We start from the raw sequence: 21,823 nt of genomic DNA, 5'->3' as shown, positions 1-21,823 counted from the left end.
AACCGTCTTTCGTATAGCCGATCTTCCGGAATCCTGACTGCAATGACGCACCAACGACGCCCCCTTTTCCTGCTTTTGGCCTTCATCGCCGTTGCGACGATTCTGCTGGTGGGGTATCAGGTGATGAAGCCAAAACCGAAGTCGGTCAAACGGGAGGAGTGGACAACGGTTTTCAAAGGGTTGGGGACGCTTTCGTCGCCCCGGCTGGCCGATCTCAACAACGACGGTATTCTGGATCTGGTCATGGGGGCGGGTGGCATCGAATTCAAGACGAGCGATTCTGCCATTATTGCCGTCGATGGTGCCAACGGCCAGTTGCTCTGGAACGTCCGGGCGAAGGACCAGATTTTCGGTTCTCCGCTCTTTCGCGACATCACCGGCGACGGCATTCCCGACGTATTCATGGGTGGGCGAGCCGCCGAATTCAAAGCCATCGACGGCGAAACAGGCGCGGTGATCTGGGACTATTTTACGAATTCGGACAACCGCTCCGAAAGTGATTCCGGCACCTACAATTTCTTCAGTCCGCAGTTTATTCCCGATCAGGACGGTGACGGTTTTGAGGAGTTGGTCGTCGCGGCCGGTGGGTATGTCAAAGCGCTGCCCCACGATCCGAAACGCCCGCCGGGCCGGTTGCTGGTGTTGAGCAGCGCTACCGGAAAACGACTCGCTGCGGCCGTGATGCCCGACGGTTTTGAGATCTATATGTCGGTGGTTGTGGCTGATTTTAAGAAGGATGGAAACCTTTCCATTATTTTTGGTACGGGCGGGGAGACGCTGGAAGGTAGCCTGTACAAAGCTTCGCTAGCGGATTTGATGAAAAACGACTTGTCGAAGGCAACGCGGCTGGAGTCGGGGCAGGAGAAGGGCTTTGTGGCTCCGCCGGTTCTGGCAGACATTACGCAGGACGGTATTGTAGACATCATCGCCAACGCCGTTAACGGCCGGATGATTGCCATCGACGGCGCGACGGAACGGGTGCTCTGGTGGGTGACGATTCCGAAAACCGAAGCGTATTGCTCCCTGGCGGTCGGTTATTTCACAGATGATGGCGTACCGGATTTTTTTACGAACTACGGCATCGGCACCTGGCCGAACCTGAACCGGTCGGTGCAACTGATGGTGAACGGAAAAACCGGCCGGATTGCTTTTCAGGATTCGCTCGGCAGCTTTCAGGAGAGCAGCCCGCTGGCGTTCGATTACAACCGGGACGGTTTTGACGATGCGCTTTTGAGCCTGAACTACAACCACTTTTCCACCATCAGCAACCAGTTGATGGTGATCGACTTCCACAACGACACGACGTACCAGATCAGTAAGCGGCAATACGGGGCCAACGTCGCCAGCACGCCCTGGCTCGGTGATCTGGACGCCGACGGTTTACTCGATCTGGTTTATGCCCACGAAATCAATCCGGTCGATCTGCTGTCGGTTAAGCAGAAAAAAGGATTGAAAATCAATAAGCTGAAACTAGCGGTGCCGGTTCAGCAGAACCGGATTTGGGGGGGATATATGGGGAGCGAGTACAATGGGATTTTTCAGGAGAATAAAAAATACTAGCTCCCGGTTTTAACCCGATGTAAGGTTGATTCGCCTTGTTTTTCCTGCGAACGAATAAATCGTTACCGAAACCGCCCTCTCCGGAACCACCAGCGTCCGCGCCGACTGCGACAGATACGTCGAACCATACGACAATTCCTGTTTTCGTTTCTGCCCGTTCGCCAGCGTAATTTCTGCCCAGGCGTCGGTTGATTGCAACGGTATCACCTGCTGGCTTTTGCGGGTAAGCGGAGTAAAGGCCAGCAGCGGCCCGGAATTCTGCGTTACTAAAACCAGATTCTGACCGGTTTGGGTTTGCAACGTCGCCAGCCCTTTGGCATCGCCGGTCGCTGAAAAACCGCTTCGCGTGACTGGAACGGGTGTGAAATTGCCTTTTCCATTGCCTTTCAGATACAAGCCGATTCCTGCGTCATACCGCCCGATGGTCACTTCCGTTGCGTAGGAATTGCCGACGGCGAGCAGGTCCAGATTGCCGTCCTGGTCCACATCCAGGCTCGTCATTCCGAAGAGTGGGGCAAACTGGGCCTGCGTCGGCAGCGGTTTCAACGTGAATTTTCCATGGCCTTCATTTTGCAGGTAAACGCTTTCAAACCGTTCGCAGGTCAACACATACGCGCCGGTCAGTTCGTCTTTCGTGAACACATCGGCAAACGCCCCTTTGGCGTAGTCGGCGTATTTCAGGAAGCGTTTCCGCATAAACGTCATCTGGCCGATCAGCTCGTCGCGGGCGTGCGTCACCTGTTGTTTTCCATGAAGGTAATACGTCAAAACCGGGTCCAGCGTGCCGTTCTGGTCGAAATCCTTTGCGTAGACTGCAATTGGTTCGTTGGCGGTGGGCTGGTAGCGGCTGTTCCGTCCGCAATTGCCGAGCACATAATCCATATCGCCGTCGTTGTCGAAATCTCCGCTGGCGAGGCTGTTCCACCAGCCGGTCGTGTTCTGCAATCCAATCGAATTAGCGACATTGGTAAACCGCCCCTGGTCATTTTTGAAAAACGTAACCGGCATCCACTCCCCGGCCACCATCAGGTCGATTTGGCCATCGTTATCGAAATCCGTCCACAAAGCCGCCGTCACCAGTCCGATCCGGCTCAACGCTTTGCCGCCTGCTTCTTCGGTGACATCCCTGAATTTCCCACCCTCATTCCGCAGAAGGTAACTTCTGGCCGGTAACGGATATTTGCCCGGATAAACCCGCCCGCCAACGAACAGATCAAGGTCACCGTCGCGGTCATAATCAGCCGCAACGACGGAGGAACCGCTGTCGGTCATGCGGGGTAAAGCCGCCAAATCCCGGCTAAAATTTCCTTTGCCGTCGTTTCGATACAGTCGGGACTGGTAATAACTCGTCCCGGCCATCTGCTCGTTGCTGCCGCTGACCACCAGCAGATCGAGGTCTTTGTCACCATCGGCGTCGAAAAGCAGAGGGCCCGTATCTTCGTAAATGACGTCCTGATCGAAGGTTTTTCCGGTAAACCGTCCGTCGGCGGTTTGGAGAAAAAACGTACCGGCATGACCCGCCGAACCGCCCACAAAAAAATCGGATCGCCCGTCGCCGTTGACATCGCCCACCGCGATACCGGGACCACTCTGTGAAAATTTATGGGGCAACAGATGCTCCACCTTGAAATCAGCATACTCGGTTTCCTGGTGTTTGAAGTCGATTCCCAAACGGGCCGCCACCTCCTCAAACAAAACCGGCCTTGGTTTTGCTGGTAAAACCGGCTTGGCAACCGCGTCCTGATGCCGGATGGTCAAGATCTGATTGGCTTTTACATCCCGCAAAACCGTCTGCCGACCGTCTGCCCAACGAACCACGACGCTGTCGGCCACGGGGTTCGCTCCCAGCCCAACATGCAATACCGATTCCACACTCGACTGAAAACCGCGATAGGGTGAATTTTCCAGAAACTGTACTCCGTTTTTACCCGCATATACCCACACTTTTGCACCCAGACCGGCGGTATTGAGCGAATCACCGACGAGTTTCAGTCGTAGAAAATGATGCTTTTCGAGTTCGTTTGCGCGGTTTTTGTAAATAAAAGCCGGGGCGTCGATGTTGTTGATAATCAGATCCAGATCGCCATCGTTGTCCAGATCAGCGTAGGCAGCTCCGTTGGAAAAACTCAACTCGCGCAGTCCCCAGGCGTCGGATTTTTTGGTGAAGGTCAGGTCGCCCGGTCGGTCGCCACCCGGTCGGTCGCCACCCGGTCGGTCGCCACCGTTGTTCCGAAAAACGTAATTCTGAAGTTTGGAACCCTGCAATTCATCGACGGCGCGGAGCATGATGTGGTGTTGCTCGTGCTGGTTTTCGGGTAGCCGATTGGGGGCGTCAGGCGAAGCGGCATATTTGTTATAGACCGAAAAGTCGCGGTTGGTGATGTCTTTCGGATAACCGTTGCTGATAAACAGGTCCTTATAACCGTCGTTGTCGAAGTCCGCCAGCAAAGGCGCCCAGCTCCAGTCGGTGGCATGCACCCCGGCGAGTTGGCCGATTTCGCTGAAGGTGCCGTTGCCGTTGTTGAGTTGAAGCGTGTTGCGCATGTATGACGGCAAATAGCCCTGCGCCAGCGTCATCATAAATTTGTCGTAATTTTTGGCCCCGCTAAACAGCTTCTGCCGTTCGTTGTCTTCTGGAAGCATATCGACCACCAGGATGTCGGGCAAACCGTCGTTGTTGATGTCGGCAATGTCGTTACCCATCGCAAAATTGCTGGTGTGTTTCAGGTAGTTAGCCGCGCTTTCGGTGAAGGTGCCGTTCTGGTTGTTGAGGTAAATGAAATCGTCATCCACATAATCGTTGGAGACGTAAAGATCGGGCCAGTGGTCGTTGTTGATGTCGCAGACGGCCACGCCCAGGCCGTAGCCATCGATCAGCAGCCCAGCCTGTTTCGACACGTCCGTAAAAAAACCGTTGCCGTTGTTTCGGAAGAGTTTGTCGGCGCTTTTGCCGGAACCGTCGGTTATTTTGGGGTGAATGACGCTGGTGTCCCAGGTTTCGTTGGCGTAGGTCGCAATGAAAAGGTCGAGGTCACCGTCGCGGTCGTAATCCAGAAAAACCGCCATGGTAGAAAAACCGGTGTAAGCAAGGCCGTATTGGGCCGCCCGCTCGGTGAACGTCCCGTTTTTGTTGTTGATATACAGCCGGTTGGTCTGGCGCGATTCGCCGTACACCCCCGCCGAACAAACGTATAAATCCGGATACGTATCACCGTTGATGTCGGCTACGGCCACGCCGGTCGCCCAGTTGTCGCCCCGGATGCCGGCTGATTCGGTGATGTCTTTGAACGTCAGATTACCCTGATTAAGATACAGTCGGCTGGGCACCATGTTGCCGCTGAAAAAGAGATCTGGCAGTCCGTCGAGGTTGACATCCAGCACGGCGACACCACCGCCGTTGTAGACATATTCGTAATCGATCAGGTTAACGGAGTCATTTTCGGTGATGGTGTTGGCAAACTGAATACCGGTTTTCCCGGCGGGAACCAGCTCGAAAAGGGGCGTTTCTTCGTTCCGGTTTTGGCAGGAAAAGAGGAACAGTAACCAGCAGAGCAAACAAAAACCGGCAAAAGGCAGGCTGCGCATAGACATTCTTTTTTTAACCGGGCAATTTGCCCCGTAGGGGTTCAACAGCGTAGCGTCGGTAGCAAGCAATTTCGATTTCTGTGCTCCCGTGTGCCGTGAGGCACGCAACGATTGCCATCAAATAAGCGGTTGTGTACCTGACGGCACACGGGTGCGTTGGGATAATCGACTTTGCTACCGACGCTGCGCTGTTGAGCCCCTGGCGGGGCAAACAAAAAGGACGGTTTAGAGGCAACCCCTGTTTTACCAACCCGGATTCTGCTTCAGGACGCCTTTGTTGAGCAGAATCTCGTTTTCGGGGATCGGGAAATACAGCCGATCCGGGCTGTTTGCTTTGACGATTTGAGCGGCATAAGCCGGATCCCAGCGCAGTAAATCCAGCCAGCGAACCCCTTCGAACATCAACTCCCGGCGTTTTTCGGCGCGGATGGCCTGCCGCATTTTTTCCGGCGTATCCACGTCGGCGAGGGTCAGCAACGGAATCCCGGTGGTGCCGACGGGCAAGGTGGGCCGGAAGCGGTTGGCAAAGTTGGCATCCTGCGCCCGGGCGCGGAACGTATTCAGAATGGTCAAAACCGCCTGTTTGTTGGCTTCGTAATTGATCTCGTTGAGGGCTTCGGCTTTGTTGAAATAGATTTCGCCCAACCGCAACATCACGAGGTTGGCCCGCGCAATGCCTTCGTTGGCCCAAAGAGGCTGGGGCAAAAACTTGTTCGAGACTTTATCGTCCTTGATGGTGTATTCGTACCGCGCATCCTTGCGCGGTTTTTCGTATTGCGCCACGGCATCGTCGGTGGCCCGAAACTCGCCATTGCCGTAAAACCAGCCGTGGATTCCCATGTTGAAAAAACCGGGTCCGGCTTCGGCCTGAATTTCGAGAATGGCTTCTCCGCTGTTCTGATCGCCCAGAAACATCGTCGTCCACGGATTGACCAGCGAATACTGACCGCTGTTGATGATTTCGTCCGACAGCTTGACGACCTCCTGCCAGTTTTTTTCCTGCAACCGAATCCGCGACAAAAACCCTTTGGCCGCCCATTTGCTGGCCCTTCCCCGGCGCTCGTTGGCCGAAAACTGCGTCATCGAATTGGGGAGGTTCGCTTCGGCCACCTGCAAATCCTTCACGACCTGCGCCAGCACTTCCGGCTGGGTCGAATTCGGGATCTGGTTGTCTTCGGGCAAGGCACCCGCCGGAAAGTTCAGGATCAGCGGCACATTGCGCCACAGCATGGTCAGGTAATAATACGACAGTCCGCGAATGAAATGGGCTTCGCCCAGCACTTCATCCTTGCGTTTGTCGTTGGCCGTGGTGGCCCCCACAAAAGCCGTCGGTGGAATATCCTTCACCTTTTCCAGAAAGAGGTTGGCGTTGGCGATGGTCACCCACGGTGCCTGAAAATACGACTCGGTGGTGCCGTGGTTGACGCTGGACATGTCGCCCCGGTTTTCCATGATGTAGCCGAACTTCCCGGTAGCCGTCGTCAGGTCATCGGAATTCATATCCAGTAACATGTACGTTCCAACGATGTGGTTTTCGGTAAACAGCCGGTTGTAGGCCCCAACCAGGCCCAGTTCGGCGTCGGTTCCGTTCGAATAAAAACCGTCCTGCGCCAGTGCCGACTCAGGCTTCTGATCCAGCGTATTACAGCCGTTCACGACGAATCCGATCAGAAGAAGAGCCACCAGCCGATAGCCTTTGTTGTGTATATTTTTCATGATCACTGCTGAAATCTAAAAGTTGGCAATGCTTAAAAAGAGATGTTCAGACCTAAAGTGTAGGTTTTCGGCTGCGGGAAGGTGCCGTAGTCATACCCCATCGCCACGTTTCCGCCCAGCCCTGAGCCGGTGAAATGGCTCACTTCCGGGTCGTAACCGCTGTAGCGGGTGAACGTCAGCAGGTTGTTCGACGAGAAATAAAGCCGGGCCGAGGCAATCTGGAGTTTGCCGGTTACACTGCGGGGCAGGTTATAGCCCAGCGTCAGCGTTTTCAGGCGCAGATACGAACCGTCTTCGAGCCAGCCGTTGTGGGGCAGCAGGTTGTTGGCACTCCGGTTGTCGTAAAACACCCCCGGATATTCCGTGACGTCGCCCGGTTTTTTCCACCGTTTGTCGAACGAAACCTGCGTGGTGTTGTAGCCGATCGTGGAATTGAGGTCGCGGTTTAGCCCTTCCATCCACTTCCGGGTCTGGTTGTAAATCTTGTTGCCATACGACCACTGGAAGAAAATGTTCAGGTCGAAGCCTTTGTAACCGAACGTGTTGGTCAAACCGCCGATGTGTTTCGGGAGCGGACTGCCCATAATCACCCGGTCGAGGCTGTTGACAGCGCCACCCGATTTGTTTTGGTCGACAATCAAGACGGTGCCGTTTTCCGGGTTCACATTTTTCTCCCGTTCGTATACCCAGAATGAAATGGGCTGACCTTCCCGAATCAGTGTCGCTTCATTGACGGCGATGTCCTGACCACCGATCAGGGAAAGCACTTTGTTGCGGTTCATGCTGAAATTCAGGTTCGTGCTCCAGGAAAAAGCGCCGTTCAGGTTGACGGTATTGATGCCCAGCTCAAACCCCTTGTTCTCCATTTTTCCGATGTTGGTCAGCGTCGAGTTAAAGCCGGAGGTGCGGGGCAGCGGCAGGTTGAGCAACAGGTCGGTCGTGGTTTTGATGTAGTAATCGGCGGTCAGGCTCAGGCGGTTATTCAAAAAACCGACATCGGCTCCGACGTTGAACTGGGCGGTTTGTTCCCACGAAAAATCGTCGTTGGGAATGTTGTTGGCCACCGCACCCAGCCGGTTCAGGTAATTGCGGCCCGTGTTGGCTCCCCCACCAACGCCAAAGGTGCCAATGTAGGAGTAGTTTCCGATCTCCTGATTGCCGGTAATGCCGTAGCTCGCCCGAAATTTCAGGTTACTGATGGTGGTAGACGACTTCATAAACTCCTCTTCACTGAGGTTCCAGCCCACCGACGCGGAGGGAAAAAAACCGTATTTGTTGTTGGCCCCAAACCGGGATGACCCATCCAGACGGGCGTTGACCGACAGCAGGTATTTGCTCTTGTAGTTGTAGTTCAACCGCCCGAAATACGACGCAATGCCCCAGGATTCGGCATTTGAGGTCGACGTCAGAATGGTGGAACCACCGTTCAGCGTCGTGACGTTTTTGCTGACAAAACCGCCGACGTACGAAAACGCTTCTTCCAGCCGCGACTCCTGAAAACTGGTGCCGAGCAGGGCCTGAAATTTGTGATCTTTCCCGAGTCCGAATTCATAAGTCAAATAGTTTTCGGTCAGCCACAACACTTCGTTGAAGTTCCGGACACTCCCGGTGCCGGTTCCGTTGCCCTGCACTGCCGCCTGAAACGGTTCGTAGAAAAAGTCCTCGTTTTCGAAGCGAACATCGGTTCCCAACTGTGTCCGGAAACGGAGCCCCCGGATGATTTCCCATTCGGCAAACAGGTTGCCGATCAAGCGGATGGTTTTGTTGTCGAGGTGCTGCGCCAGGGCCATCGCCACCGGATTGGCAATCAACGGAGCCAGCGGATCGAAGGAATATTCGCCGTTGGCCAGCCGAATCGGAGTCGCCGGGCTGCGGGTCAGGGCGGTGGTCAACACCGGAGAACCGTAGAGGTGGTTGCCGCCCGCGTCGGACCGGGGCGTTCCGTTGTTCCGCAGCCGGTTGTTGTCGGTGTAACTAACCATCAGGTTATTTCCGATTTTTACTTTTTTATTGATACGTTGATCAAGGTTGACCCGGAGGTTGTAGCGTTTAAAGCGGGAGTCGATCAGAATCCCTTGCTGGTCCATATACCCCGCACTCAGCATATACTGCGTTTTTTCGGTGCCGCCCCGGGTCGAAATGTTGATGTTGGCGGTTGGCGCGGTTCGCAATACGGCATCCTGCCAGTTGGTGTTGCTGGTGGGATTGTTGATAAAATCCTGCGTAAAAACCGGAGCCGCTTTGATGGAAGCCAGCCCTTCGTTGGACAAAATGGCAAAGTCGGAAGCACCCAGCACGTTGTAGCGGCCGGTGGCTTTGGAAAAACCGTAATAGCTCGTAAAGTCAATTTGCTGCTTCCCGGCTTTTCCCCGTTTGGTGGTGATCAGCACGACGCCGTTGGCCGCCCGTGCTCCGTAAATGGACGTCGAAGCGGCATCCTTCAGGATTTCTATCGACTCGATATCCGCCGGATTGATGTTCGACATTCCGTTGATGCGTTCTTCGCCGGTTTGCTGGTTGAAGGTCTGCGTATTGTTGATCGGCACGCCATCCACGACGTACAACGGTTCGTTGCCGGCCCCCAATGACGACGTTCCGCGAATCCGGATGGAAACACCCCCGCCCGGTGCGCCAGTGTTGTTGGTCACCTGAACGCCCGAAGCCCGGCCCTGCAACGCCTGATCCAGCCCAACGAGCGGCATATCCTTGATTTCCTTAGCAGTAACCGTTGCAATGGCACTGGTTACTTCGGCCTTCGACTGCGTACCATACCCCACGACCTGGACTTCACTTAACAACCGCTCATCCGTCGCGAGCTGCACGTTGATGACCGCCCGATTGTTGATCGAAACTTCTTTGGAGAGAAAACCGATGTAGGAAAAAATCAGGGTTCCGTTGCCATTCGGCACTGTGAGCGTATAATTCCCCTCGCTGTCGGTGGTTACGCCGGTGGTTGAGCCTTTGATGATGACGTTCACGCCCACGAGGCCCTCGCCGTTGTCGGATGTTACGCGTCCCCGCACCGTAATGGCGGTTTTCTGTTCCATGCGGGCCAGTAAGGTCGTGTTCATGCGGGCCAGCATGGGGTTAAAAAGGCTGTTGTCCAGCAGGGGCATGGAGGTGGGGCGGGTGGCTTCGATTCCTTCGGACCGGTTTTCTTTGCGGCTTTCTTTGGGCGGCACCACCACATATACATGTTCTTTGACCTTCTCGAAATGCAGATTCAGCGGTTCCAGCAAATTCTGGAGGGCGTCCTCAATTCGGGCGGGCGATTGGGTTTGTCGGGTCACAAACTTGTTCTCGACCGTCTGAAGGTTGTAGATCACCGAGGCATTATACCGCGTACTCAGCTCATTCAGAGCCTGTTTGAGGGGCTTGTGCAGGTCGGTGGCCAACACTTTCTTATCGACAGGCGAGTTGTCAATGGAAGCCGTTACCTGGGCGTATGCGTATCCCTGCCAGCTACTGACAGTCTGGAGGAACAGGCAGAACGATAGCTTGCTCAGCGCGTATCGGTTCTTCTTCATAAGGTGAACATCTTAAGGGTGATCGGATAAAGGAATGCTGTTTTCAATGACGACCTGGTTATTATTCCGGCTGATGCGCAGGTTGGAAGACTTGGCCAATACCGTTAGCAGCACATCCAGGTTATCGCTCGGAATGGTGCCGACCAGCTTCTGGTTGGCTTTCACGTTGTCTTTGAAAATCACGTCGACGCCATAGGTGTCTTCGATCATTTCGCCGACTTTATAGAGGGGTGTGTTTTCAAAAACCAGCACTTTATTCCGCCACGACGTCAGGGCTTCGGCATTTACCTGGTTTTTGATCACCTTTTTGTTTTTCCGGAAATATTCCACCGTTTCGCCGGGGACCATCATCACCCGGCTGGTATCTTTCGCCGACATGATGTTGACCTTGACCTTGCCGGAATTGAGCACGACGTTGGTCTTGTCGTTGCGGTTAAAAACGTTGAACCGGGTTCCCAGCACTTCGACATCCAGATCCGGCGTATGTACCACGAAGCGGGCGTGGTTCCGTTTGTGTTTTACGTCGAAAAACGCTTCACCGTCAACCCAGACTTCCCGCTGGTGTTTCCCGTCCCAGTTCGGGGCATATCGCAGTTTGGTGTTGCCGTTCAACGTCACCACGGAGCTATCGGGCAGGGTGAACGTGGCATTTTCACCGTAGGCGGTTTGCAGCATGACGGCGTCGTTCAGGGAACGGCCCAGCCAGAAATACCCGGTAGCCGCCAGCAGCAGGAATCCGGCCAGCGAAGCGGCTATTCCCCGCCATCGGTGGAACCACGGTTTTTCGCCCGCATCGGGCCATAGCGGAATCGTTGGTGCCTGGTTGTCATGCTCCCGAATAGTCGCCAATAGCCGTTCCAGTTCCCGGTTTTTGTGCGGGTCTGAGGTGGTCAGTTTGTTGGGGGACAGCATCGAGACGAGCTCGATGGCGTCGTCGATGTCGCGTTGTTTTTCCGGGTATTGCCGGATGAAATCCTCCCAAAACTGAATCTCATCGGCGTTCGTTCGGTAGACGAAAGCCTGAAAAGATTCGTTGGTGGCAAAATCTTCGCTGGTATAGTGTATGAAATGGGATGACTGATGCATGACGAAAGCGCGTGGAAATACGAAAAAGGGATGATCGGCAAACCGGTTTTTCTCCTCTTTTGCCTATAGGACAGCGCAAAAGCGGTTATATACTCAAACTTTTTTTAGCGGATTGATCCGGCAGTTTTGCGCCGTTTTTTGCCCCGTCAGGGGCTTCACAGCGTAGCGTCGGTAGTAAATAAAGGCTATTCTCAGCTCCCGCGTGCCGTGAGGTACGGAACCGCCTGTTTCGGAGCCCGTTGCGTACCTCACGGCACGCGGGACAACGATTCATCTTTTAGGCTACCGACGCTGCGCTGTGAAGCCCCTGACGGGACAAAACCGGTTCGGTTAGCGGGTTTACTGTGGGCTAATCTGGGGTAAATAATTGTAAATCAGGCGGCAAAAAAATACGCGATGAGCAGCGCAAGCGGGCTGGCGTATTTTCCGTCAAAACAGGCACTGTCGAGCACCGGGCGGAGGGCAGACGAAGAGGGTGGCATCAATTCGGCTTTGTGTTCTTTCAGGCTTTTCAGGCTCTGGTGAATCAGATTCCGGACCGACTGAACGTTCAGCGCCATGACGTCCGCAATTTTTTCGTAATCCAATCCTTCGTAAAACTTCAAAAAAAGAGCTTCGCGCTGCCGTTTGGAAAGTTGGTTCAGGAATCGGGCTAAGGCTTCGCCCTGCTCTTTGGAGATTTGGGCCGCAATCAGAAAATCTTCGTGGGAAAACGTTATATCGAACTCGTAAACCAGATCGGTCTGCAGGTTTTTCTTCTTGCCCGAGGCCACGGCTTCGTCGCTGATGTGGCGTTGCAGCGTTTTGAGGAGGTACGCTTTTACATACCGGATTTCGCCCAGTTGATCGCGCCGACTCCAGAGTTTGAGGAACACATTCTGGATACAATCCTTCACCAGATCTTCGTCCCGGGTCAGTTTCGTTCCGTAATAATACAGGCTGTCGTACTGCTCCCTGAAAATTTGGGCCAGGGCATTGGAATCTCCATTTCTGAAATTCCTCCACACCACATTTTCTGCCATATTTTTAACAGAAGTCTCCATCAACCTGAAATGATAAAAATCTGAAACTGATTTACCTAATTGAATTTTTCTGTGAATAAATGGCTTAATACCCTCTGCTCAATCTGCAATGGAGACACAAATAGATAAAGATTTTTCTATTTTTTCCAAAAAAATATATAAAAACCGCATTGTCGCTTGGTTTATCGAATGGCGGTTTTTTAAATAGATGTAAAAAATACATTTATTGTCCTGAGTTGACCTGAATATCGATGCTGGTTTTGTTGACACAATATTGTACTATTTGGATACCCAAGTCATTGGTAGACGGGCGGAAGTTAAAGTAGCGTAATCCTGATTAACTTTACGGACTATGAAGCGCACCGTCCAGACTATCATCCAGCCACAAGCCCAGAAAATGGGACCTCTGACCATGCACCAGCCGCTGCCGGCCAACGGCATCGACCAACTCGATCCGTTTCTGCTGCTGCACCACCACGGGCCAACGGTGTTTCCGGCGCACAACAGCGGGTTGCCGTTCGGGCCGCACCCGCACCGGGGCTTCGAAACCGTCACCTTTATCTACCAGGGTGATGTGCAGCACCGCGATAGCAGCGGTTTTTCCAGCACAATTCAAAGTGGCGGAATCCAATGGATGACCACCGGTAGCGGCCTGGTGCATTCGGAAAGCTCGTCCGCAGAATTCAGGGAAAAAGGTGGCCCGGTTGAACTCATTCAACTCTGGACGAATTTGCCGGCCCGGTTCAAAATGGTAAAACCGCATTATGTCGGGTTGCAGAAAGAGGCTATTCCGGTCGTAACGCTGGCGGGTGGAAATGGGTCGGTAGCCTTGACATCGGGTGTCTGGGACGAAATTGCCGGACCTGTTCAGCCGGTTTACGATGTCGAACTGGCAAACGTAACCCTCTTGCCGGGCGGTTCGTTTACGCGCCAAATTGAAGCGTCGCGCACGATTCTGTTCTATCTGCTAAACGGTTCTGTCGTCGTTAACGGAGCGGAAATCAGCGGTCGGACGCTGGTGGTTTTTGACAATGATGGTGATGAAGTTGACGTTCAGGCAACTGAAGATTCCCGCATTTTACTGGGATCTGCCGAACCGATTAACGAACCCGTCGTGTCCTACGGCCCGTTTGTGATGAACACCGAACAGGAAATCCGACAGGCAGTTTCTGACTACCAGAGCGGGCGAATGGGACATCTCAGTTAATTTTCAAAACCGTATAGGCGGCCTGATTCGGCTGGCGGATTTTCGTCCCGACGGTCGTGTTCGCGCGGTCGTCGTCGTGAATTACCAGCAGATGGTTGGCGTCGATCAGCGTCAGATCTTCGGCTTTGTGGTTGAAGTGAATGGGCTGACCAGCCGCATCGCGCACCGGCTTGAAGGGTCGGTTGTTCAGCAATTCGTCGGGCGTTGCCGTCCAGAGATACGCGTCTAACTGGCCGTTGGTTTCAATGGATGTCAGCAGCCAGAACAGCTTGCGGTTGCGGTCGTATTCGATGCTCGACAAGGCCAGCGGTTTTGGTAAATCAGCCACCGTCGCCGGGTCGAAGTCGGCCACGATGCGCCAGTTGTCGCGCAACGCCAGGTGCTCCCCGTCGGCGGTTTTGTCCACAAAAAATGGTACGGTGACGATGCGAACCCGGTAGTCGAACTTATCGTATTTTTCGCCTTCCTCCCGAATTCCGAACAGCAGCAGCGAATCCATCACCGCCAGTCCTTCCACTTTGAAATAAGGCATCCCTTTCGGGAAAGCCGGGCGGTTTTGGGCTAAGAGCTTGCTGAGTTGTTCCCGGTAGGCGACGGAATTTTTCGCCCCCCGCTGCGGTGCCAGCACCTGCGGATTCGCTTCATTGCCTTTTTTCCAGTACAGAATGGTGTTGTAGCCGTCCCAGTCGGTCGAACCTGCTTTGACGCGGTCGAAGGCGGTGGTCAGAAAAACATAGTCGCCGTTGGTGGCAAAGTCCTCGTATTTCCGGGCTTCCCGAAACACGTTTGCCAGCAGGGGCGTGGGCTGGACGGTGGTGTCGGCGAAGTTTTTCCAGGGTTTGGTAAACACCGAACTGAGACCGGTGGGCATGTCTTTGTCGTTGGCGACGTACACTGTTCCGTTATCGAACAAAACCGCCGATGCCTCGCACCAGACCGGGTTTCCGTCGGGCATTTTCGTACCAAAATCGCAGCAGGTCAGCAGGTTTTCCGTTTCAACTGCCACACTCAGAACCGGGACGGTTTTTCCGGTTGTGGTTTGGCTTGTTTTACACGCGACCAGCGAAAGAGAGAGCAGCAACAAGCTGATCCAGATGGAATGGTTTCTCATCAGACAAGAACGGGAACAATAAAAGAGATACTTGAATGCAAAATTAACAGAGAGCCTTAAATCACCCGTTTTTATGCAACACTTCTTTGCCGTACCGCGTATCGTCAGGTATAGATAAAAAGGTTAGAATTACAGGCCCCGGTACTTGCCGGGGTTTTGTTTTTCAAGTCGTTACCGTCGGTGCGGTCGTGCGAAAGATAACGGATTTTACATCGTATATTTACTCGTATATCTGTCAATCTCGTCCTGCATGAAGCAACGCTACCTGATTAGCCTGATCGGACTCTTTTCTTTTCACCCGGTTTTTGCTCAATCACCTTCACAACCGCAAAATCGGATTTATGCGGAAATCGGAGCTTTGGCCTCTTCCACCGATCGAACGCCTTTCTGGCTTCGGTCCAATCAATACGGGATTATACCACTGACGGCGCCATTCGGCACGTTTCGGCTTGGCGGGGCTGGAGCAGTCTTGCTCAGTGACACGACAACGGGCCGCTACCACGCCCGGCGCAACCGGGCGTGGCGGTTGGAATACCAGGCCGAAGCGGTGGCCAATGCCGGAAAATCAAGTCAATTTCTGCTGCCGGAAGCCTATGTAAAACTGGCACACCGGGGAATGGAGTTGGTGCTGGGCCGTCGGCGCGAGGTAATTGGTCTGGTGGATTCCACGCTTTCGTCGGGTTCGTATGCCTGGTCGGGAAACGCCCTGCCGCTTCCGAAGGTGCAGTTTGGAACGCGCGGTTTTGTGCCGCTCGGACGGCGGGGCTGGCTGTCGATCAACGGTTTTATCGCCCACGGCTGGTATGCCAAAACCTGGTATTTGCGGCACTCGTTTCTGCACCAGAAATCGCTGATTTTCCGCATCGGCAAGCCCACTTCAAGGGTCCGCCTGTATGCCGGGATCAATCACAATGCGCAGTGGGGCGGACAATCCGACTACATCGACCCGAAATTTGCCGTCGATGGCAAACTGCCCGGCCGTCTGGAGGACTTCCCGAACGTGCTGTTTGCCATCCGCACCAACGGCCTGAACAACGACCGGCTCACCTCGTTCGATTACGTGAATTTATACGGCAATCACCTGGGTTCCATCGACTTTGCCGGCGAACTCCGGTTTCCGGCAGTGAACCTTTTTGTGTATCACCAACATGCTTTCGATGATGTGACGGGCATGTTTTTCAAGAATCTTCCCGATGGACTGAGCGGGATTCGGCTGCGGAATAACCGTCCGGCTGCTTCCGGTTTTCAATTGAATGAGGTTCTGCTGGAATTTCTGACCACGCTGAGCCAGAGCGGACCCACCTTGTACCAAACCAACAAAGCCTGGAAAGGAGCCGATAATTACTTCAACAATTCGCAATACCGGGAAGGCTGGACGTACCAGAACCGGGTGATCGGAACGCCCTTTCTAACCCGTCGGCAGGACATTCAGGCGGCTTATCAAAACACCAGCGACTGGGCCTTTGTCAACAACCGGGTTCAGGTGTTTCATGCGGCCCTGCGGGCGACGGTGGCCCGGCAGATTGACCTGCGCGCCCGGGTTTCCTACAGCCGCAATTACGGGATTCCGGAGGTTTTTCTGGCGGGACCTCCCACCCAGGTATCGACCTGGGTGCAGGCTGGTTTTCCGTTGCGCTGGCTTGGCGGGTCCTATCTGACAGCCGCTCTGTCGGCCGATGCAGGGCAATTGTATGAGGACGCCCTGGGCGGTTTTATAGGGTTTCGCAAAACCGTTTCGAGAGAAAAGAAGTAAGACAAGAGAAAAAAGACATAAACCGTCGCGGGTCTTTCTTCGCCCGTAAAATTTAATTCTGCTTTTTCCGTTGTAGGTTTGCCACTGAATCGATACCAGCGTTCACCACTGAAGGGCCGTTTTACACGTTTCAGTTTGTGGTTTTCCCAGTTGAACCTTTTACCGATTTGATTCCCGTCGTTTGGTTACCACTTTTGTCGTATCGTGATGGATGCAGGCGCGAATGACCTCTTTCCGGAACAGTAAACAACTAGAAGAGCGTAACTATCAACCCGTTGTGAAGCTAAAAATACTCTATATCTTTCTCTGGTTCTCCACGGCAGCAACGCCCGGCTTTTCGCAAATAGCCCGAAAAGTGAACCTCATGCTTAACATGGGGTTGGGGATGCAGACGTATGCTTTGGGGGGATTGTGTAACGGAGCCTCTTTTGAACTCGGCTTTACGGATCAGGTCAGCGTGGGCGGTTTTTTCGATTATGCCTTGTACGGCACCAAATTCGGAGACCGCCAGTGGAAATCGCAGTTTGTGAGCATCGGCCTCCGCAGTTCCTACCACCTGGCCAACCTGCTGGCCATCGGAGACGATAAATTTGATCCGTATGCCGGTTTGGCCGTCGGCACGCGCAGCACCATGCGCCGTGATAAGGCAGACCATGCAGGCTACTTCAAACCCCGCCCCAAAGGCATTTTCCCGGGCATTCACCTCGGTGGCTTCTACCGGTTTAGCCAGAAAATCGGCGGTTTTGCCGAAGTAGGCCTGGGGATATCCCCCATCCGATTGGGAATCACCGGGAAATTCTAAGATCGTCTGTTCCGGATAGGTCACTCAATCGTTAGAAATAAAAAGAGGAATGATAAATGTAAAATGATGAATATCAAATCTAAAAGTGTTTCAACGCGACGCACTTTTAGATTTGATATTCATCATTTTACATTTATCATTCCTCTCCCATACCGTATAGGCCGGTTAATCTTCGTACCCGTCGCTTTTCATCAGCTCCTGCTCTTCTTTCAGCCGCAGCCGTTGCACGTAGCCCGATACCCAGATACTCACTTCGTAGAGCAACACCAGCGGAATGGCCACCAGAATCTGGCTGTACACATCCGGTGACGGGGTGATGATGGCTGCAACCACCAGAATAACGACCAGCGCATGACGGCGGTAGGCGCGCATGAACTGGGGGGTCAGAATACCAATTTTAGACAGGACAAAAGCCGCAATCGGCATCTGGAACGTCAAACCGCAGCCCAGCGTCAGCGTCGCGAGTGTTGAAATGTAAGAGGTAATGTCGAACTCATTGACAATGCGCGGATCAAGCTGGAAATTGGCCAGGAAGTTGAGCGCCAGAGGAGAAACAATGTAGTAACCGAAGAGAACACCTGAGAAAAACAGCGACGTTACAAAAAAAACGGCGCCCCGCGCAGCCCGGCGTTCTGACGACTTCAAACCCGGCATGATAAACCGCCACAGTTCCCAGAAGGCGTAGGGAAAGGCAAACAGCAACCCGATCATCAGCGAGGCTGTCAGTGCCATCGTAAACTGACCACCCACCTCACGACTTTGGAGCGTAAAGTTCAACTTTTCAACGCATAAGTCCGTAAAGCCGGTTTTTTCCGACAGCTTACACATCATCCGGTATGTCCAGAAGGTGGGGCTTGACGGTCCCAGAATCACCTTGTCGTATATTTCACGAATGTAGATGAAACTCAGGAGCGAAAATACCGCAATCGATCCAATGGCCCGAACCAGGTGCCACCGAAGTTCCTCCAGATGCTCAAGGAAGGTCATTTCCCCGGCTTCTTCAACCTCACTCTCGCTATCAAACTCTTGGTCTATGGGCTTCATTTCATTTCAATGAGTGAATGAGTGAATGAGCGAATGAGTGAATAGGATCGAAGATCACGCTTATTACCGCGGCAGTTATTCACTCATTCGCTCATTCACTCATTCACAATTAATTATAAAGTGGAAACGCTTTCATCCAGGAATTGATTTCTTCTTTTACGACCTGAATTTTGGCGTCGTTATCGTGATTCATCAGCACGTCGTCAATATATACGACAATTTGCTCCATATCAGATTCTTTCATGCCGCGTGTTGTGACGGCCGCCGTGCCAACCCGCATCCCCGACGTCACCATTGGCGACTTGTCGTCGAATGGAACCATGTTTTTGTTGATGGTAATGTCGGCCTTGATGAGCGTGTTCTCTGCCAGTTTGCCCGATAAACCTTTCGAGCGCAAGTCGATCAACATCAGGTGGTTATCAGTTCCGCCCGAAATAATTTTATATCCGCGCGATACAAAAGCCGCAGCCATCGCCTGCGCATTCCGCTGGATCTGGTTGGCATAATCACCAAATTCGTCGGACAATGCTTCCCCAAACGCAATCGCTTTGGCCGCAATAATATGTTCCAACGGCCCACCCTGCGTACCCGGAAAAACACCCGAGTCCAGCAAGGACGACATCATCCGGAGGTCACCTTTGGGTGTTTTGATGCCAAAAGGGTTTTCAAAATCGTTCCGCAACATGATCATTCCGCCACGGGGGCCGCGCAGGGTTTTGTGGGTCGTCGTGGTCACGATGTGGCAATGATCCATCGGATCGTTCAGCAAGCCTTTGGCAATCAGACCGGCGGGGTGCGAAATATCGGCCAGCAACAATGCGCCCACCGAGTCGGCAATGGCGCGGAGCCGGACGTAATCCCAGTCGCGGCTGTAGGCCGAAGCACCACAGATCAACAACTTCGGGCGTTCGCGCTGGGCGGTTTCTTCAACCTTGTCGTAGTTGATGACGCCGGTTTCCTGCTCAACACCGTAAAACGTCGGCCGGAAATATTTCCCTGAAATGTTCACGGCTGAACCGTGGGTCAGGTGACCGCCGTGCGACAGGTCGAAACCCAGAATGGTATCACCCGGTTTCAGGCAGGCCACAAACACCGCCGTGTTGGCCTGTGCGCCCGAATGTGGTTGTACGTTGGCCCATGAAGCACCAAACAATTCCTTCACGCGGTCGATTGCCAACTGCTCGATTTCATCCACCACTTCGCAACCGCCGTAATACCGTTTTCCCGGTAAGCCTTCGGCGTATTTATTGGTCAATACGGTTCCGGCGGCTTCCATGACTTGCTTGGAAACGAAGTTTTCGGAAGCGATCAATTCGATTCCGGATTCCTGACGGTGCTGTTCTTTGGCGATAAGCTCAAATACCTGCGTATCACGGGTGATGGGAGTAACTAGTGTCGACATGCTAAACGGTTCGCCGGAGCGAATGGCTATTCGTAGTTGGATAACAAATTAACGATACAGGTACAAAAGTACGGAGAAAAACAGCATTCTTGTTGTCTTCTACTTATTATGTTGAAGGGACTGGTATTTCAGGGGCGTTGTGCCGTTGTGCAGCTTGAATTGCCGGTGAAAATGGGAGATATTATTGAAACCGCACTCCAGCCCAACCTGACTGATGCTGAGGTCCGACTGCACCAGCAATTTGCGGGCGTGGCTGATTCTCAGTTCGTTCAGGTATTCGATAAACGATTTACGGGTTCGTTTCCGGAAATACCGGCAAAAAGCGGCTGGTGCCATACCGGCCACGGAAGCCATGTCGTCGACCCGGATTTCTTCCCGAAAATGGGCCAGCATAAAATCCAGCACCCGTTTCATGCGCTCGGTTTCGGCTTCGCTGGCTTTCAGTTCGTAGTTGTCGCTGGCCAGCATCACGGCGTCGGCATCGCTGGCCAGTTGCTGGAGCAGGAAGAGCAGGCGAAGCAATCGCTCAAGCCCCTGGCATGTCAACAAGGTTCCGAGGGCGGGTGTCACCTCGTCTATTTTCGATTTTCCAAACCGCACCCCGTACCGGGCCCGATTCAGCAAGGCCATCAACGGCTGGGTTTCCGGCAACTGGGGGAGGAGGGTGTCGCCCAGTGACTGGGAAAACTGCACCACGATGGATTCGGCCCGGCGGTCGGACTCCGGCTGGTAATATTCATCGTCGTTGCGCCAGAAGTGCGGCAGCCCCGGCCCCAGCAGCACCAGATCGCCGGCATCGAAGGGTTCGACGTGATCGCCGACAAACCGGTTGCCGTGGCTTCGGGCGATATACGTCAATTCGTATTCGGGATGAAAATGCCAGGGCGCGTCGAAATACGGCAGGTCGACGTGCATCACTCGCAGGGAATTATGATCTCCCAATTCAATTTTTTCAAATAAAGCTTTCACAACATGCAGTATTTTTACTCTCTAGGGGTAATATGGGGAAGAAAAAGTCACAATTATACACTTATTGGCATAATAATTAAATTTTTACAAGAAACAATTGAATCAAATTTGTGTCACTGATTTTTCCTAAACCCGTTAATCGTATGCCCGTGACCGTTGACAACACTTCTTTGCTACACGAGCTGAACGAAGAATATACCGTTAGCCCGGAAGCAATCGCGTTTTATCAAAAAAACGGTTACGTCAAATTAAAAAATGTGCTCAGCCCGGAAGTTCTCAACCACTACGGAGATGTGATTACCGATCTGGTAATCAGGCTGAACACCTTGACCAAGTCCATGGAAGAGCGTACGACTTACGAGCGCGCGTTCCTCCAGATTATGAACCTCTGGCGGGAAGATAAAACCGCCAGAGAGTTTGTATTTTCCCGTCGACTGGCCCAAATCGCGGCCGATCTGATGGGCGTCGATGCCGTTCGGCTTTACCACGACCAGGCACTGTACAAAGAACCGTCGGGCGGTTTTACACCCTGGCATGCCGACCAGTTTTACTGGCCCCTTTCGTCTCCCAAAACCGTTACCGTCTGGATTCCGTTGCAGGATACGCCGATGGAAATGGGGCCGCTGGCCTTCGCCGAGCAGAGCCAGCAGGTGGAAATTGGCCGCAACATCGAGATCAGCGACGAAAGCGAGCGGTTGCTGGCGGAGGAACTGGCCAATCAGAATTTTACCATCAACGACACGCCTTTCGAACTGGGCGAGGTGAGCTACCACGCCGGCTGGACGTTCCACCGGGCGGGACCCAACACCTCCAGCACCCCGCGTAAGGTGATGACGATGATTTATATGGATGCCGAACAGACGATTACGCAGCCCCAAAATACGTATCAGGAAGCCGACTGGACGACGTGGCTTGGAAGCTACCCCATCGGTAGCAAGCCCGAAGGCGAACTGAATCCGTTGCTGTTTGAAAGAGAGTAAAGAATAGACAATAAAGACAAGAGATAAGGGGCAAGAGAGGATAGACGAGAGAATAGAGA

14 protein-coding genes are annotated in these 21,823 nt (G+C 53.4%); 5 read left to right on the top strand and 9 right to left on the bottom strand.

Features of this window, described 5'->3' with window-relative positions:
* The first annotated feature begins 42 nt into the window (after nucleotides 1–42).
* A complete protein-coding gene (locus tag DUE52_RS12190; protein ID WP_165840926.1) occupies nucleotides 43–1,560 on the top strand; it encodes an outer membrane protein assembly factor BamB family protein in 1,518 nt (505 codons plus the stop codon).
* 9 nt (nucleotides 1,561–1,569) lie between these two features.
* On the opposite strand, the gene DUE52_RS12185 is transcribed toward DUE52_RS12190, so the two are convergent.
* From DUE52_RS12185 to DUE52_RS12165, 5 genes are all read right to left on the bottom strand, one after another.
* Entirely contained in the window at nucleotides 1,570–5,145 is a 3,576-nt protein-coding gene (locus tag DUE52_RS12185; RefSeq protein ID WP_114406299.1) for a VCBS repeat-containing protein, read from the bottom strand.
* Nucleotides 5,146–5,388: 243 nt separating this feature from the next.
* Nucleotides 5,389–6,861 carry a RagB/SusD family nutrient uptake outer membrane protein gene (locus tag DUE52_RS12180; RefSeq protein ID WP_114406298.1) on the bottom strand — a complete coding sequence of 491 codons (1,473 nt, stop codon included), beginning with the start codon at nucleotides 6,859–6,861 and terminating at the stop codon, nucleotides 5,389–5,391.
* Between the two features lie 32 nt (nucleotides 6,862–6,893).
* The gene (locus DUE52_RS12175) at nucleotides 6,894–10,388 is read right to left on the bottom strand and encodes a SusC/RagA family TonB-linked outer membrane protein (RefSeq protein WP_114406297.1); all 3,495 of its coding nucleotides are present in this window, start codon (nucleotides 10,386–10,388) and stop codon (nucleotides 6,894–6,896) included.
* 12 nt (nucleotides 10,389–10,400) lie between these two features.
* Nucleotides 10,401–11,474 carry a FecR family protein gene (locus DUE52_RS12170; RefSeq protein ID WP_114406296.1) on the bottom strand — a complete coding sequence of 358 codons (1,074 nt, stop codon included), beginning with the start codon at nucleotides 11,472–11,474 and terminating at the stop codon, nucleotides 10,401–10,403.
* 374 nt (nucleotides 11,475–11,848) lie between these two features.
* Nucleotides 11,849–12,517, bottom strand: a complete 669-nt coding sequence (locus tag DUE52_RS12165) for an RNA polymerase sigma factor (protein WP_114406295.1) — start codon at nucleotides 12,515–12,517, stop codon at nucleotides 11,849–11,851.
* A gap of 331 nt (nucleotides 12,518–12,848) precedes the next feature.
* Here DUE52_RS12165 and DUE52_RS12160 point away from each other — a divergent pair, with 331 nt between their 5' ends.
* Nucleotides 12,849–13,703 carry a pirin family protein gene (locus tag DUE52_RS12160; protein WP_229312148.1) on the top strand — a complete coding sequence of 285 codons (855 nt, stop codon included), beginning with the start codon at nucleotides 12,849–12,851 and terminating at the stop codon, nucleotides 13,701–13,703.
* Here DUE52_RS12160 and DUE52_RS12155 read toward each other — a convergent pair.
* On the bottom strand, nucleotides 13,696–14,814 hold the full coding sequence (locus DUE52_RS12155; protein ID WP_114406294.1) for a hypothetical protein: 1,119 nt from the start codon (nucleotides 14,812–14,814) through the stop codon (nucleotides 13,696–13,698). The two genes, DUE52_RS12160 and DUE52_RS12155, sit on opposite strands and share 8 nt — an antisense overlap.
* 250 nt (nucleotides 14,815–15,064) lie before the next feature.
* Between DUE52_RS12155 and DUE52_RS12150 the strand changes: the two genes are divergently transcribed.
* Both DUE52_RS12150 and DUE52_RS12145 read left to right on the top strand, forming a co-directional pair.
* Entirely contained in the window at nucleotides 15,065–16,567 is a 1,503-nt protein-coding gene (locus tag DUE52_RS12150; protein ID WP_114406293.1) for a capsule assembly Wzi family protein, read from the top strand.
* A 277-nt stretch (nucleotides 16,568–16,844) separates the two neighbouring features.
* Nucleotides 16,845–17,369, top strand: coding sequence for a hypothetical protein (locus DUE52_RS12145; RefSeq protein ID WP_133299827.1), 525 nt, complete (start codon nucleotides 16,845–16,847; stop codon nucleotides 17,367–17,369).
* Between the two features lie 165 nt (nucleotides 17,370–17,534).
* Here DUE52_RS12145 and tatC read toward each other — a convergent pair whose 3' ends face one another.
* The 3 genes from tatC to DUE52_RS12130 all read right to left on the bottom strand — a co-directional run bounded on the left by tatC (nucleotide 17,535) and on the right by DUE52_RS12130 (nucleotide 20,784).
* On the bottom strand, nucleotides 17,535–18,413 hold the full coding sequence (gene tatC / locus DUE52_RS12140; RefSeq protein ID WP_114406291.1) for a twin-arginine translocase subunit TatC: 879 nt from the start codon (nucleotides 18,411–18,413) through the stop codon (nucleotides 17,535–17,537).
* A 109-nt stretch (nucleotides 18,414–18,522) separates the two neighbouring features.
* Complete coding sequence (glyA, locus tag DUE52_RS12135; RefSeq protein WP_114406290.1) at nucleotides 18,523–19,815, bottom strand: serine hydroxymethyltransferase; 1,293 nt, start codon at nucleotides 19,813–19,815, stop codon at nucleotides 18,523–18,525.
* A 99-nt stretch (nucleotides 19,816–19,914) separates the two neighbouring features.
* Nucleotides 19,915–20,784, bottom strand: a complete 870-nt coding sequence (locus DUE52_RS12130) for a helix-turn-helix domain-containing protein (RefSeq protein WP_114406289.1) — start codon at nucleotides 20,782–20,784, stop codon at nucleotides 19,915–19,917.
* Nucleotides 20,785–20,927: 143 nt separating this feature from the next.
* On the opposite strand from DUE52_RS12130, the gene DUE52_RS12125 reads away from it, so the two are divergent.
* On the top strand, nucleotides 20,928–21,764 hold the full coding sequence (locus DUE52_RS12125; RefSeq protein WP_114406288.1) for a phytanoyl-CoA dioxygenase family protein: 837 nt from the start codon (nucleotides 20,928–20,930) through the stop codon (nucleotides 21,762–21,764).
* Nucleotides 21,765–21,823 lie beyond the last annotated feature (59 nt).

Source organism: Larkinella punicea (genome assembly GCF_003334855.1).
GTDB classification, from domain to species: Bacteria; Bacteroidota; Bacteroidia; order Cytophagales; family Spirosomataceae; genus Larkinella; species Larkinella punicea.
This window is presented reverse-complemented; position numbering and strand designations above follow the sequence as displayed.